Below are 14,173 nucleotides of genomic sequence, written 5' to 3'. Positions count from 1 at the left end.
TAGAGGAGGAAGCTACTATGCAAAAAGTTAATTTGAACAATGGTGTTGAAATGCCGATTCTTGGTTTCGGTGTTTTTCAAATTCAGGATGAACGTGAATGTGAACAAGCTGTTTATGAGGCGATTGCAGCAGGTTATCGTTTGATTGATACGGCCGCTTCGTATCTCAATGAAGAAGCGGTTGGTCGAGCAATCAAACGCAGTGGTGTGCCACGAGCGGAATTGTTTATCACGACAAAGCTCTGGGTTCAGGATACCGGTTATGAGAACACAAAGAAAGCATTCGAAAAGTCATTGGATAGACTGCAAGTAGACTATCTTGATTTGTATTTGATTCACCAACCATTTGGCGATGTGCATGGCTCTTGGCGCGCCATGGAGGAATTGTACCGTGAGGGTAAAATCAAGGCAATCGGAGTGAGTAACTTCCAACCAGATCGCTTGATTGATTTAATCATTCATAATGAGATCGTTCCTGCGGTCAACCAGGTCGAAACACATGTCTTCAACCAACAGGTTGAGAGTCATGACTTCATGAAAGAAAACAATGTTCAAATCGAGTCTTGGGGACCTTTTGCTGAAGGGAAAAACAACTTATTCCAGAACGAGATTTTAGCATCAATCGCTGAAAAGTATGACAAGTCCGTGGCTCAGGTGGCTTTACGATGGCTGACTCAAAGAGGCGTCGTGGCCATTCCGAAGTCTGTGCGGAAGGAACGGATCATTGAGAACTTCAATATCTTTGATTTTGAACTGAGCAGTGAGGATATGGAGAAGATCGCTACGCTCGATACGAAAGAGAGCCTGTTCTTCTCGCATAGAGATCCTGAGATGGTGAAATGGATAGGGACACGTAAATTAGACATCTGATTTTTATTAATGAAAAATAGGGGTAGTGATATAGCGTTAACAAGTAATGAGTGAAAAACCCTCGAACAGGCGCTCTCTCTATAATTGATATTGAAGTCAGCTAATAAGCTTCTGCTCTTGAACCGAGAGAAGCCATCCGCCATAGGATTAAGGAATGGTGTCGGCGGAAAAATCGAGCCAGGGGAAACGATTGAGGACTCGGTATGTCGTGAAGTGTTTGAACAGACTGGATATGAAATTGTTGCGCCTATCTATAAAGGAGATATCATCTTGCACGGGGAGCAACAGGTGGGGAACCATCTATTTTTGGCCGAACTATCAGACGACCTAAAGTATGATGAAGTCATGAAAACACGAGAAGGGATTTTAGAGTGGAAAGAGATCGAATGGGTGTTACATCCTGACAATATTGGCATCATCAGTAATCTAAAGCGATATCTGCAGCCCATGCTTGAGAGTCGTGTCCCAATGCAACATGTCTTTCACTATTCTGGACATGACTTGTTAGCGTATAGCTATAAACAGATGGACGAAACAGCCTTTATTTAAAAAATGATATGCCATTTGATGGAATTCAAAAAGTCACGCCTATGAGGTGTGACTTTTTGTTTTAGTTATTAAGTCAACCGAATACAATGTGTAGATAAACATAATTAATTGAGAGGTATCATTCTTTGACGGCTAAAATAGTGAACTCCCACGGTATATTCTCACCGTTCCAACCTCGATGTTCGTCAAATCGACGAATCTGAAAGCCAGTAGTGATTACCGAATTTATGATGTCACTCAGCGCATGATGTGTCAGCAAAACATCAGGGAAGTCGTTTTGCTCGTCCTTATCGAAAAAGGACTTATAAGCGATATCCTCCTCATGCAACTCGTTATCAAAATAGATGGGCATATATGTAGACTCAGGACCAATGCATCTTTTGAGAGGATGATAATCACTTAAAATCATGCTTCCCCCGGGTTTCAAGATGGAATAAAGGATATTGCACAATCGCTTGAGATCATCAAAGTAGTGTAAGATGCCTCCCTCCAAGTAAAGAAGATCGAACCGGCCCTCATACTTGCTGACATCTAGGTCATAGACATCACCCACTACGTAATCGATGCATGTCTGTGCACAAGTCGCTAATTCCAGTGCATATCTTCTGTTCTCTTCGGATACGTCGAAGATGGTGACGTTCGCCCCCATCAACGACAGCGGGACGGCTTTTCTTCCGTTCGACCCGCATAGATTGGCCACATTCAGTCCATCCACGTCATGAAAAAATTCTTGGTGCTTTTTCAAGCTGGCTCGTGGGTCTTTTAAAAGTTCTTTTGCCTTTTCCGCTGGCGTATCGTCGTGTTTTTGCCAAAACTCATAGGCACGGTATTCCCAAGCAGTTTTATTGGTTTGTGTTTGTTTGTTCAAATGTATCCATCCTCTCTTTTTGTTCCCGTCGATTTAGTTGTTTGTAAAGCTATGAAAAGCTGTAAATAGTTCGAAGCAAAATCAACAGCATTTAACAATTTAAGGGGTATACTAAAGTATCGATGGATAATTTTACAATAAGTTTCAGTGGAATGATAGTGAATGATGACATACATAGAACGGGAGACGATGACATGACGACCTTATATTTCGTAAGACATGCACACTCTACATATACAGCCGATGAATGGACGAGACCCTTATCTGAAAAGGGAGAGAGAGACGTCCGTAACATCACGAACACCTTGAGTGAAGAAAAGATTGATCTCGTCGTTTCGAGTCCATATAAACGAGCTATTCAAACCGTCCAAGGGATTGCTGACCAGATTGAAGCAGAAGTTCTGCTCATCGATGACTTGAGAGAGCGGACATTGACGACAGAGCCGGCCGAGAATTTTACCCTGGCGATGACAAAAGTGTGGGAAGATCCGACCTTTGCATGGGAAGGCGGCGAATCGAACGTTGTCGCTCAACAGCGGGGAGTCCGTGCGATCCTGTCACTACTCGACCAATATGAAGGAAAGCGAATCGCAATCGGTACGCACGGGAATATCATGGTTTTGATGTTGAACTACTTCGAAGACAAATACGGCTATACGTTCTGGAAAGAACTCGATATGCCGGACGTATATAAAGTGACGTTCGACAAACAAGAACTATTGAGCGTCGAAAAGCTTTGGGACCGTCAAGGAGTGGTTTGAAGTCGGTTTATGATGACATGGAAAAAGGATGGGGCCGGTCTCGGTCCCATCCTTCAAAGTCTACTCTCTATTCAAATACAGATGGCGGATAAACAAGCCGAGCGCGACCGTCATGATGACGGCCGGAATCAGGCCGACGAGCAACAAGGAACCCATGCGTTCAGTCCTTTCTGAGCGCAGCGAGGCGCTGTGTCATGTCTTGGAACGATTGTCCGTCCGAGAGCACGCTCAGTTCGCCGGCGACAAGGTCGTTCACTTCACGGTCCCAGTCCTGGCTGAGCGTCGTCTCGAGCGCGATAAGGTGCGTCGCCGTCCGTTCGACTTGATGACTTCCGACGCGCGCGAGCTGTTCACGCACTGCCGTCTTCAACAGGGCGCTCAAGTCGTCGCGCAACTTCGTCCGGCCATCGCCTTCGAAGAACTGGTTCGCATTCTTATAGTGCTTCAAGACTGGACGGAAAGGGGCCGCCTCGAACGTGATTGGGTCGACGGCGTCGCGGAGCCAATCGATGTCGATGTCATCTTCGAACGACAACGTCGGCAAGAGCGGACGCAGTTTGAGCGTCTCGCGCTCGATCAAGCGTTCCGTCTCCCGTTTCAAGAAGCGCTCGAGCCGATATTGGAACACTTGCAGCTCTTGATGGATGTCATACGCATACTTGTCGAGTGTCCGGCTGAGGGCGCGCTCGAGGCTCGCCTTCGATCCATCGACCTCGACCGGATGGAACGTCTCTTTGACGAAGTCCGACAGCCGGAGGAGCGAGCGGGTCTCGAGGTGAGCGAGCAGCTCGTCCGTCTCGCGCTTGAACGGGTCTTCGAGCGTCGTGACGTTGAGACGATTGTCAGACGTGCGTACTTGTTCGAGCTTGTCACGGCGGGCCGCCTTGACGCTCGCATCCGCTTCGGCCTCGCGTACAACGTCCTCGAACGCGGTGACGAGGGCATGTGCCTCATCTTTGATGCGGACCGCGTTCGCCTGACGCAAATCGTGGTCGACGAATTGCTCAAGCTTGGCCGAGAATCGTTCGAATCCTGCGTCCGTGCCTTGGATGGCGTTCCGGCTCGAAATCGGTAGCACCGTCGGATGACGGACACCGAGCTTCGTCAACTGGTTCGACACATAATCAGTGACGGCAAGCCGTTCCGTCTCATCGGCCGCCAAATCTGATGCGTTGACGAGGAAGAACATGTGATGGTCACCTGTCCCTTGGACCCGTCCGAGCTGGATGACGAGTTCACGGTCGGCCTCGGTGAAAGCGTGATTGTAGTACGTCACAAATAAAACAGCATCGGCGTCACGCATATAGCCGAACTGCACCTCGCTATGACGGTTGAACTGCGAGTCGGCACCCGGCGTGTCGACGAAGATGATGCCGCGCTCGGCCCAAGGGGAGTCGATGGCGAGCTCGATCTCTTTGACGATACAGCTCTTCTCTTCCTCCGTGACGAACGAGCAGAACGTGTCATAGTCGACCGTCTCCTGGCTACCGAGATAGGACAGGGGAGCGTTCTTGACGGCGTTTACGAACGGGTGGTCGAGATGGAGTGCGTCGAGTGACGCCCCGTAACCGTTCAGCTCCGCCTCGAGTTCGGCACGTGTCTTGAACGTGATCAACGCGCTCTTGTTGGCACGGCCGTTCGGCGGCACGATTTTCGTGATTGACGCCGTCAGTGGGTTCGGTGACGTCGGGAGCACAGTCTCACCGAGCAACGCGTTCAACGTCGACGATTTACCGGACGAGAACGCCCCGAAGATGGCGAGCGTGTACGTCTCGGATTCGGCCCGGGCCAATTTATGACGGAGCGATTTGACGCGTGACTTGAATAACGGATGGTTCTCCAATATTTCACATACCGTATATTCATATGAAAAATCAAACGATAAAGCAGTGATATCATCCACCAAAAGCGAGGTCGAGGCAACTTCTTGTTGCTGATGTTCGACTTGTTTCTGTGGCAATTGGTCGGCCGTGACGTAGTGACGGGTCTCAAGGTCCGTCAAACGCGAATCCGAGAGGTCACGTGTCGTGTAATGGGTGAGCTCGTCTCGTTGTTCGGAGAGCTGACGTTGTAGCGCCAACGTGTCGAGCATGTCATATAATTCGTCTTGCTCGGTCTCGATGGCATGGATTCGGTCTTTACCTTCGGCCTCAAGATACGTTTCGACGGACGTGACCCACGGTTCGGACACTTTCGTCACCCAAGAGGCGAGAGCCGACTCGATGTCGCGGCTGAATTGAAGCACCGTGTCACCGCTGAGCGATGCGCCGGACTTCACTTGGTCACTGATGAGCGCGCTCGGTGCAGTCGGTAACGTATCCGGACGTGACAAAATCGCCTCGGGCAGTTTCAAATCGCGGACGATGTCTTCGGCGTACTTGATCAAGTGGGGGCGAAGGTTCGTATCAATCAACCGGTTGAATTCCTTGACGGCGATGTCTTCACGACGGAGGCGTTCCTGTCGCGTCTTCTCTTTTGAGAAGAACAGGCCGACTTTGAACTCCGGTGCACAACTCTCGAGATAGTCCCGCAATAGTTCGCGGAACTCGTAGTTCATGATTGGCGCGCTCGCGACAATCGGTATCTGGTGTTTGAAGAACTCGCGGCGGAACGCGGTGAGCCATATCGATTTTTTGTCGAGACGTTGCAGGCGGGCTTGAATCTCCGTCGGCTGCTTCTCGATGACCGGCAACTCGTTCAGGAGCGCGTCGTGCGCACCAGTGGACCGGGCGAGCAACGTGTCAACGAGCAAGTCGGCGCGCGCTTCCGCATGTTCCCGCGCGGCGTCGATGACGGTTTGGACGTACGTCCGGAGGCGTTCGACCTCATTTTCCGGGTGATCGAGCTCACGGAGCGAGATGTAAAACATATCGTCCGGATTGATCGCATGGCGGGTGAAGGCGGTCTCGAGCGAACGCTTGAACGTGCTGAACGGAAGCTCTCCTTCATCGTGCTTATCGATTTGGTTGATGATGATCGAGTAGGGACGTCCTTCGGCGCTAAACTGTTTCATCAGTTTAATGTTTTGTTCGGACTGGATGTGATTGTAGTCCATCATGAAGAACAGATGGTCGGCGAGGAAGAGCGAGCGTTCCGTCGCTTGACGGTGCCGTTCATCGGTCGAGTCGATTCCGGGCGTGTCCATGAGGACGACGTCGCTTCCGAACGGGAAGCGGGGCAGGGCGTACTCGACTTCTTTAATCTCTTCGATTTTGCAGTAGTCGCTCAAACGGTCGAGCTCATCCGGCGCGAGTCGAATCCAATCTGTATCGTTGACGGCGACGGATGCCCCGATTTCCCCATGTCGAAGCGTCACGATATTCGCACTCGTCGGAATCGGGCTCGTCGGTAACACACCGTCCCCGAGCCAATTGTTGAGAAGTGTCGACTTACCGGCCGAGAAATGACCACAGACCGCGATCCAAATCTCGTTTTGTGTCACTTTTCGGAGTGCGGTCTTGGCGAGACGAGCCGACTCGGTCTCAGTTTGTGTGTCAAATACGTCGGTCAATTGCGCGAGGCGCATGCGTTGTTCGTTCATAAATCCCCATCCCCTACTTATGATTCCGTCGTGATGCCGACGCGATGTCTACGATATGATTTGTTTTCCCAGGCTTGAATGACGAGATCTGCTACATCGTCACGCGAGATTGGTCCCGAGTTCTGTGTCCCGAGCACGTCAGCTGTGATGACGATGTTCCCGACGGACGCGTCTTCAATCAATTGGGTCGGGCAGACGATTGTATAATCGAGCGTTGATGCATCGAGCAGTTCATATGCCCGGGCGTGATCCTCGGCCGCGGTCGTCATCGAACGTTTCGACTCACGGGTCTCGAAACGATAGTTGTCAGAATCATGTGCCTGCAAGATGCCGGCCGTCCCGACCGTCAGGATGCGCGTGATCCCGGCTGCTTGCATCGCTGAGATGATGAACGGCGTGAAGCGGGACAAGACGTCCTGCTTATCCGTACCGAGCGCCGACATGACGACGTCGGCCGATTTCACCGTTTCTGCGATGGCATCCGCATCGGTCGCATCACCAATGATGACCGTGAGACGATCCCTCGGTTCGACCTCGCGACGTGACAACAGTCGGACGTCGTGGCCGTCTTTTAACAAACGTTCAAGCAACCGCATCCCCGTGCGGCCGCTCCCTCCAAATAAAGCAATGGTTGACAAGTAAACCCCTCCCAATCAAGATTAAAGAAAATATCCAACGCCATCATACCACGGAAGCGCTATCGAAACAGGAGACAACGGCTTGAAGTTGTGAGGTTTCAGGGCAGGGTAAGTGGGATACAAAAAGTTAAGACGTGTATAAGGGAGGAAGACACTTCGTTGTCGACACCGCATGAGATTTGGAGCTAGAACCATCAAGACCGGGATATCCGTCGCCTTGGTATTGCTCATCGCCGAGGCATTTCAATTTCAACAGATTGTCGTACCGGCACTCGCGGCTTCGCTCGCATTATTGCCGTCCGTTTATCAGACGGGTGTCCGGCTATTAGAAGAACTAAAAGGGAACTTGATCGGGGCTTTGCTCGCCGTCTTCTCATTAATGTTGACGCCGAACCCGACACCGATCGCCATCGGCGTCGTCATCATCATCGCCATCTCGATCCTTCTCTTCTTGAACCTCGAGTCGACGACCCGGACCGTCATCTTGACGACGATTCTGATTATGGAAGGGGCAAGCCAGTCGGACATGCCCGTCTGGATGTTCGCCGGGGAGCGTTACTTGCTCATCATGATGGGGATCACCGTGGCGCTTCTCGTCAATGCGCTCTTGTTCCCGCCGCGCTATGAGCGGAAGCTCGAGGACGAGATCACGACCGTCTTCCAAATGGCCGTCCGCATCGCCCGTCTGTTCTCGGAAACGGAAGGGGGACGTTCGTCGTTCGAGTCACTCGATGAGACGAAAAAGAAACATCGAGGTTCGAAGACGACGTACGACTTTTTTGAAGAAGAGATTAAGGCCAACCGCTGGCTCGAGAAGAAGACGCCGATTTATCGCCGGGCCGTCTTGAAGTCGAAGATGATTGATACGAACAGTGCCGCTATCCACGTGCTCGACAAGCTGCATGACGATTTTCTGACACTCGAACATCTACCACCTCAGCTCGAGGACGAATTGATGCGTCATATGCGGCACTTGCTCAGACGGCATGAGCGTCTATTCTCGGCTTATGAATTAGAGAACGAGCACATCATCGACCGGGAAGAGGACTTGATTCACGAGAACTTCGACTTCGCCAAGCTAATGATTGAGAGAATGCGTGAGGAGGAGGAGGACCTCATCCTGACCGTCGTCCCGCTCGTCGCGACGATGACAGATTGGGTCAAGGCGATGAATGAGCTCGAACGCTACCTCATCACCGAGATGAAGAAGCACGGAGACAACCTGAAAGTGGAACCGCGTAAGAAGTGGTTCTTTGAAGACTAAAAAAGGTAAAAAAAATAGCATCACCTAACTGGGCTTTTAAAAAGTCAGTTAGGTGATGCTATTTTTATGAGCTGAGCTTGCTTGTTTTTTATTTTCGTCACGTAAGGCGAGAAACGGGTTGAACCCATATAGTGATCTTGCTCCGATAGACTAGAGAGTAAAGCGAGGATGTTTTTAAGCTGCTTCGCCCCTTCTTGGATGCTCAAGTGATTGACATGTCCCTTTTGATCTAATCGGTTCACAAACAGCTCGACCTTCCCGCCGCTTTCAATCAATTCCCGACTGACCAATGCCGTATCCTCTATCAACTCTTCGAACTGATGATGAAGGCCGATTCCATTCGAAGCCGACAAGTCGAGATACACCGTGAACATGTCTTGATTGACCGGCTGGTACAGTTTCGTTTGCAAAGTGGATTTCTTCGCCGTCGCATACCAGTCGATTTGTCTAGACGGTTCATCCTCATAGGGCTTCGAGGAGATTTGTAGTAACCGATCCTTAATTGGAGAATATTTAGAGACGCGCTCACCAAGCTTCAGGTGTGATCGGATACGCTGCGCATGAGTACTTGAAATCGATGGATAGACCGTCCAACGTAAAGGGGGAGCCAAATAGAGTGTCAACGTACCTAACGATAGAGGCAAGTTAATCGTGATGGAGATTTCTGCTATTTCGATGGGCCCCCTTCGATTACCTGTAAGTTCGAAGACGAAATCAGACGGCAGCTCGTCCAATTCGATGATGGTTTCCGTATGCCCCTCTAAGTTTACAACGTAAGGTCCATCCTTTGGCGTACGTATATACGTTTTCGTGCTCATTTCGTTTAAGAGGTGCACGTTCGTCAGTTCAAGGGTGAACTTACAACTTTCGTCCTTGAACAGAATCGAGTCGAACTGTCTCCACGTGACGTCCATTTGTGCAGTCAGTCGTTTCGTGTAACGCTCGATATAAAGACTTGCTGCCAAAAAAACAGCAAGAACGAATGAAAAAATCGAGAGGTACGGCACGAACAACAAGATGACCATCACTGAAAATAAGACGATTTGGATTCGTTTTTCAAGCAAGAAAAATACATTGGTCGTGATGTTCATCGGAGTCACATGCCCATCTCGACCGGGACCGGGACGGTCGCCAAGAGTTCTTCCATGACCACGGCCTTCGAGGACTTGATCTCGCCCTCGAGCGTCAGTGTCAATCGATGTGCGAAAACGTATGGGGCCAAGAACTTGATGTCCTCTGGTGTGACATAGTCACGATTTTGGATATAGGCATAACTTTGAGCGGCTTTCGAGAGCGCGATCGTCGCACGAGGACTGATCCCCGTCTGAACATTCCGGTGACTACGTGACGCGGTCGCGATCGAGACGATATAACGTAACACATCTTTCGAGATGTGGATTTTCATGGCATCGGCTCGATATTGTAGGAGTTGCTCGAAATCGACATTCGCCAGTACCGCCTTCCGAGTCTCGGTGACGGATTCCTCCAACAATTGAAGTTCGAATTCTTCGGTCGGGTACCCTGTATGTAGACACATCATGAACCGGTCAAGCTGCGCATCAGGCAAAGAAAAGGTACCAGATGATTCAATCGGGTTTTGCGTCGCGATGACGAAGAATGGGGTAGGAAGGTGATATGTCTTGCCCCCGACCGTCACCTGTCGTTCTTCCATCGCTTCGAGCAATGCGGACTGGGTACGTGGGACGGCCCGGTTGATTTCATCGATGAGCACGATGTTGGCGAAGATCGGGCCTTGCTTGTTTTCAAACTCTTGCGTCTTTAGATTGAAAAAATCTGAACCGACAATATCTGACGGTAATAAGTCGGCTGTGAACTGAATTCTTGAAAAGTCGCCGTGGAAACTCGTCGCTAACGTCTTGGCCAACATCGTTTTCCCGGTGCCCGGTACATCTTCTAAGAGCACATGTCCGTTTGCCAACAGCGACGTCACACACAACTCTACTACTGTCGGGTTGCCCAAATAGACTTGGTTGATTTCCTCAATCATCGTACGAATGTTCATCAAGATTTCTCTCCTTTGTAGTGTTGTATATACTGTCTGACAGATACTTTGAAATCATGAAGTGAGCGCTCGTCGATCACGTTCAGTTCTCCATATCGCACATCGGCATAAGGTTTCACAGATTGTTCGAATCGAATGCGTGCAAACCACTCTGAGACGGTCTCGTGAGGTTTTCGTTTTTGAGTGTCGCTCAAGGTGTCATTCAACTCCACGAGTAGTTTCCCAAGCTCAGTATCAGAGGCATAGAGAAAGATTGGTGTGGTATTGGTCACCGTGTTCATGTTGGCTCGATCTGAGAATGGTCTTTCGTCAGCTGAGGACGGTGTCGCTTTGCGTCGCCGCTTATCCCACCAATCTCGTACTCGCTTGTAGTACTTGAGAAATAAAATGAGCAAGAAAGCTATAACTGCCCATTTTAGGACATCTGAAACAGTCTCTTGATCTTCGCCAGACGTCTTCTTCTCAAACCGTTCTTTCGACAAAAGGTCATACCACTTCGGTATATCATTAGTATCCTCTAGATTCTCTGTTTTATCTTTAAAGGTTGCCAATTCACCGTCGATGTACCTTGGATTTCCCGACATGTCTTGTTGGGTCGGGCGATCTACAATCATTGTATAAAGGAAAGTACCCCCGATTTTAAATAAAGCGACGATGATTAAGGTCGATATGATGAAATAATACATTTTTCTTTTCTGCATAAGCCCTCCTTCATCGATAAGTCTCTATGATAACTTAGTCTTCTTAAAGGAATTCAATGTATACTTATATATTCCTTTATAATAAAAAAATGTTAACAATTGAAAAATAATACACTAAAAAGCGAATCACCAGATTGGCTAATTCACCGTATAATGAAAACATAATAAATATTATTGGGGAGTGGCAAATGAAGGTCCATTTACTGCACACTACAAAATTTTGGAACATCCGCGTCGGCACAGACGAGTTCGTCGTCCAGTATGGAAAGCTCGGTACGGTCGGTAAAGTCCAACTAAAGTCTTTTGATACAGCAGAAGAGTGTAAGAAAGAAGCCGACAAACTCGTCCGTCAAAAACTAAAGAAAGGGTACGTTGAGGTCGAGTACGACTGGGACAACCATCTTTACTTAGATGACCCAGAGATCGGCCCGCATCCGTTGACGGCCAACCCGGCGTTTATGCAACATTTCCAGGAAGACTTTTATTTAGACTGTACGGACGAGTTCGCGCCGTTCGGGAGCGATGAAGGGGCCGACGTCCTCGACATGTTCGGAGAAGCGCTTCGAAAAGAGCAGGACTTCGATTTTCTGGAAGGGGCGTATGCCGTCCTGTCTGACTGGCTCGAGGAAGACATCTCGACGCCGGACGACTGGATGTTGAACGGAGATCGTTTCGTGTGTGACGTCGTCATCCTCGTGAGCGCGTTCGCTTCAATCAAACTGACCGGACGAATCACGGATGCGTTGAAACGTTCTGCCCATGAAGCGTTAACCACAATCGTCGAGGAAGTCGAGCCTGAGGATACGCATCGGTTTCAGCTAATCAACGAACAGCTCGCCACTTTCCCCGTGTCGAAATGAAACTTTTTCAGAAAAACGGCGTATACTAAAGAGAGAGAAGGACAAACGTCCGAACGAATAGGGGGAAACACCAATGTCAGACATAGAAACAACACCGATATCATTCAGTGGCACACTGCCGATCGAGGCCCGTACCGTCTTCCGACTGTCGAGCGCCATCTTTTATCTCATCGGCCTCGTCATTACAGGAGGGCTCGTCGCGGCCGCGCTTTATTTTGACTGGCCGACATGGCTTCAATATACGATGTACGCCTTACTCGCTATCGACCTCATCTATAGTGTGATCGATATCGTCGTCTTCCAAAAATGGAAGCAAGAACGGTTCACGTATGATGTAAAGCCGCTCGAGATTCGCCTGCATCACGGGATCATCACGACGCATGACGTCTTGATTCCGATGACGAAAGTCCAATACGTCCACGCCCAGCAAGGCCCGCTGCTACGAAAGTACGGCTTGCAGACGATCACGATTGGAACGGCGGCCGGGTCGCACGACATTTATGCAATCGAGGAGTCGTTCGCGAAGACGCTTCGTGAACAGATCGCCGTCTACGCCCGCATCGAGGAGGAGGATGTCGTATGACGGAAGCCGCCCTCACGTGGCATCGGCTGCCGAGTCGCGTCTTACTGTTACGGGTATTAGAGATCATCAAGTCGTTCGCCATCCCACTCGTGTTATTGTTCGTCGTCAACAACGATTGGGAGTCCACGTTCGGCATCATCTTACGGGTCGGAATCCTGCTCTTCCTCGGGCTCGATGTCCTGCAGAAGTTCTTCGGCTGGCTCAACTTCCGGTATGCGCTCGATGAGAAGACGGTATATATCATCGATGGCAATTGGATTAAGAAAGAGAAGTCGCTTCCGCTGTATAAGATTCAAAGCGTCCATTCGAACAGCCCGTTCTTGTACCGGTTGCTCGGGGTCGTCGAATTGACGTTCGATACGAACGCGAACAGCGACGACGCCTCGTTCAAACTGGCCGGCGTCTTCCCGAACGAGGCGAAGCGGCTCGAGGACATCCTGGACCAGGTCCGTCACCGCAAGACCGAGACCGACATACCAGTAGAAGGTGAGACGGACACGACAGCTACACCGGTGGCGATTGAAAAACCGGCGAGCCGTTTGTTATACGCCCTCTCGACCCGAGAGATCATCATCGCCTCGCTGACATCATTGTCGGTGTTCGCGATCTTCCCGGTCGCCTCGACAATCATCTCGTCCATCGATGACTTCATCAATCTCGACGGGACGTTCGATACGATCGGCGATTGGGTCGTCCACGCGTCGATTATCGCGATTGGCCTGCTCGTCCTGACGGTCCTGATATTGTCGGTCGTCATCGGCATGGTCATCAACTTCTTGAAATACGGGAACTTCCGGCTCGAACGACGCGGGGACCGCATCCGCGTTGAGAAAGGACTGCTCAACCGTTCCGCTAAAGAGATCCCATACGAGAAGATTCAAGCGGTCCGGGTCAAAGAGACGTTCATCCGGCGCTGGTTCAACATCGTCGGTGTCGAACTCGTCGCGGCCGGGACGATGGACGAGTTGAAAGACGAATCGTCAACCATCCTCCCGTTCGTGAAACGGGAGCGGGCGATGACCGTGTTGAACGAGCACTTCGACCAGTTCGTCTGGTCTGACACGCTTCATCGCTTGCCAAAACGTTCGCTCTGGGTCAAACTGCTACGCATCAGCTGGGTCGGACTCATCGTCTCGGGTGTCGTTTTGTATTTCTTCCGCGATTACGCCTGGTGGCTCGTCCTACTGTGGGCCATCATTATCGGCGGTCGCCTATTGAGCTATATGACGACGCGCTACGCTCGCAACGGTCAGTTCATCGAGCTGCGGACAGGGGCCTTCAACGTCAGTTCATTCTTGACGGACAAGCCGCGGATCGAACAGGTCCAAGTGACACAGACGCCACTCCAACGCCGTTTCGATGTATGTAACGTCCTGTTCTCGACACGGGGTGGCTTGCTATCGAATGAGATGATCGAGGACATCCCGAAACAAGAGGCAGAAGCCATGCTGAACTGGTTCTCCCGCTATACGGTACAGGAAGATATGAAAACACCGGGCTAACGGATAGCCCGGTC

13 protein-coding genes are annotated in these 14,173 nt (G+C 50.3%); 7 read left to right on the top strand and 6 right to left on the bottom strand.

The window, feature by feature from the left end:
* Nucleotides 1-17: 17 nt before the first annotated feature.
* Together KNP75_RS06820 and KNP75_RS06815 are read left to right on the top strand one after the other, a co-directional pair.
* A complete protein-coding gene (locus tag KNP75_RS06820) occupies nucleotides 18-869 on the top strand; it encodes an aldo/keto reductase (protein WP_034777578.1) in 852 nt (283 codons plus the stop codon).
* 84 nt (nucleotides 870-953) lie between these two features.
* The gene (locus KNP75_RS06815; protein ID WP_215190095.1) at nucleotides 954-1,418 is read left to right on the top strand and encodes an NUDIX hydrolase; all 465 of its coding nucleotides are present in this window, start codon (nucleotides 954-956) and stop codon (nucleotides 1,416-1,418) included.
* A 118-nt stretch (nucleotides 1,419-1,536) separates the two neighbouring features.
* Here KNP75_RS06815 and KNP75_RS06810 read toward each other — a convergent pair whose 3' ends face one another.
* Nucleotides 1,537-2,286 (bottom strand): class I SAM-dependent methyltransferase, encoded by a 750-nt coding sequence (locus KNP75_RS06810; protein WP_251128205.1) that lies wholly within the window; start codon nucleotides 2,284-2,286, stop codon nucleotides 1,537-1,539.
* A 194-nt stretch (nucleotides 2,287-2,480) separates the two neighbouring features.
* Between KNP75_RS06810 and KNP75_RS06805 the strand changes: the two genes are divergently transcribed.
* Nucleotides 2,481-3,047 (top strand): histidine phosphatase family protein, encoded by a 567-nt coding sequence (locus KNP75_RS06805; RefSeq protein WP_215190094.1) that lies wholly within the window; start codon nucleotides 2,481-2,483, stop codon nucleotides 3,045-3,047.
* A 160-nt stretch (nucleotides 3,048-3,207) separates the two neighbouring features.
* Here KNP75_RS06805 and KNP75_RS06800 read toward each other — a convergent pair whose 3' ends face one another.
* Nucleotides 3,208-6,588 carry a dynamin family protein gene (locus tag KNP75_RS06800; RefSeq protein ID WP_215190093.1) on the bottom strand — a complete coding sequence of 1,127 codons (3,381 nt, stop codon included), beginning with the start codon at nucleotides 6,586-6,588 and terminating at the stop codon, nucleotides 3,208-3,210.
* A 17-nt stretch (nucleotides 6,589-6,605) separates the two neighbouring features.
* A complete protein-coding gene (locus KNP75_RS06795) occupies nucleotides 6,606-7,226 on the bottom strand; it encodes an NAD(P)-dependent oxidoreductase (RefSeq protein WP_215190092.1) in 621 nt (206 codons plus the stop codon).
* Nucleotides 7,227-7,398: 172 nt separating this feature from the next.
* Here KNP75_RS06795 and KNP75_RS06790 point away from each other — a divergent pair, with 172 nt between their 5' ends.
* Complete coding sequence (locus tag KNP75_RS06790; protein WP_215190091.1) at nucleotides 7,399-8,490, top strand: FUSC family protein; 1,092 nt, start codon at nucleotides 7,399-7,401, stop codon at nucleotides 8,488-8,490.
* A 44-nt stretch (nucleotides 8,491-8,534) separates the two neighbouring features.
* Here KNP75_RS06790 and KNP75_RS06785 read toward each other — a convergent pair whose 3' ends face one another.
* From KNP75_RS06785 to KNP75_RS06775, 3 genes are read right to left on the bottom strand one after another with little or no spacing between them, the layout of a single operon-like run.
* The gene (locus KNP75_RS06785) at nucleotides 8,535-9,581 is read right to left on the bottom strand and encodes a DUF58 domain-containing protein (protein ID WP_214802614.1); all 1,047 of its coding nucleotides are present in this window, start codon (nucleotides 9,579-9,581) and stop codon (nucleotides 8,535-8,537) included.
* Nucleotides 9,582-9,586: 5 nt separating this feature from the next.
* A complete protein-coding gene (locus KNP75_RS06780; RefSeq protein ID WP_214712781.1) occupies nucleotides 9,587-10,513 on the bottom strand; it encodes an AAA family ATPase in 927 nt (308 codons plus the stop codon).
* A complete protein-coding gene (locus KNP75_RS06775) occupies nucleotides 10,513-11,214 on the bottom strand; it encodes a hypothetical protein (RefSeq protein ID WP_214712779.1) in 702 nt (233 codons plus the stop codon). Before KNP75_RS06775 ends, KNP75_RS06780 begins: the two co-directional genes overlap by 1 nt.
* A gap of 188 nt (nucleotides 11,215-11,402) precedes the next feature.
* Here KNP75_RS06775 and KNP75_RS06770 point away from each other — a divergent pair, with 188 nt between their 5' ends.
* The 3 genes from KNP75_RS06770 (at nucleotide 11,403) to KNP75_RS06760 (ending at nucleotide 14,159) form a co-directional block, all read left to right on the top strand.
* Nucleotides 11,403-12,074, top strand: coding sequence for a WGR domain-containing protein (locus KNP75_RS06770; protein WP_214823516.1), 672 nt, complete (start codon nucleotides 11,403-11,405; stop codon nucleotides 12,072-12,074).
* A 73-nt stretch (nucleotides 12,075-12,147) separates the two neighbouring features.
* On the top strand, nucleotides 12,148-12,657 hold the full coding sequence (locus KNP75_RS06765; protein WP_029595474.1) for a PH domain-containing protein: 510 nt from the start codon (nucleotides 12,148-12,150) through the stop codon (nucleotides 12,655-12,657).
* Nucleotides 12,654-14,159 carry a PH domain-containing protein gene (locus tag KNP75_RS06760; protein WP_215190090.1) on the top strand — a complete coding sequence of 502 codons (1,506 nt, stop codon included), beginning with the start codon at nucleotides 12,654-12,656 and terminating at the stop codon, nucleotides 14,157-14,159. The genes KNP75_RS06765 and KNP75_RS06760 overlap by 4 nt, the downstream gene beginning before the upstream one ends.
* Nucleotides 14,160-14,173: the final 14 nt, after the last annotated feature.

Origin of the sequence: Exiguobacterium sp. s6, assembly GCF_018618155.1 — a bacterium.
Lineage (GTDB): Bacteria > Bacillota > Bacilli > Exiguobacteriales > Exiguobacteriaceae > Exiguobacterium > Exiguobacterium mexicanum_A.
The sequence above is the reverse complement of the archived record's forward strand: the minus strand, read 5'-3'. Positions and strand labels throughout refer to the sequence as shown.

Coding starts and splice junctions, on each gene's coding strand:
- KNP75_RS06820 (WP_034777578.1), top strand. CDS start 18: ATGCAAAAAGTTAATTTGAACAATGGTGTTGAAATGCCGATTCTTGGT.
- KNP75_RS06805 (WP_215190094.1), top strand. CDS start 2,481: ATGACGACCTTATATTTCGTAAGACATGCACACTCTACATATACAGCC.
- KNP75_RS06800 (WP_215190093.1), bottom strand. CDS start 6,588: ATGAACGAACAACGCATGCGCCTCGCGCAATTGACCGACGTATTTGAC.
- KNP75_RS06790 (WP_215190091.1), top strand. CDS start 7,399: ATGAGATTTGGAGCTAGAACCATCAAGACCGGGATATCCGTCGCCTTG.
- KNP75_RS06785 (WP_214802614.1), bottom strand. CDS start 9,581: ATGAACATCACGACCAATGTATTTTTCTTGCTTGAAAAACGAATCCAA.
- KNP75_RS06780 (WP_214712781.1), bottom strand. CDS start 10,513: ATGAACATTCGTACGATGATTGAGGAAATCAACCAAGTCTATTTGGGC.
- KNP75_RS06775 (WP_214712779.1), bottom strand. CDS start 11,214: ATGCAGAAAAGAAAAATGTATTATTTCATCATATCGACCTTAATCATC.
- KNP75_RS06770 (WP_214823516.1), top strand. CDS start 11,403: ATGAAGGTCCATTTACTGCACACTACAAAATTTTGGAACATCCGCGTC.
- KNP75_RS06765 (WP_029595474.1), top strand. CDS start 12,148: ATGTCAGACATAGAAACAACACCGATATCATTCAGTGGCACACTGCCG.
- KNP75_RS06760 (WP_215190090.1), top strand. CDS start 12,654: ATGACGGAAGCCGCCCTCACGTGGCATCGGCTGCCGAGTCGCGTCTTA.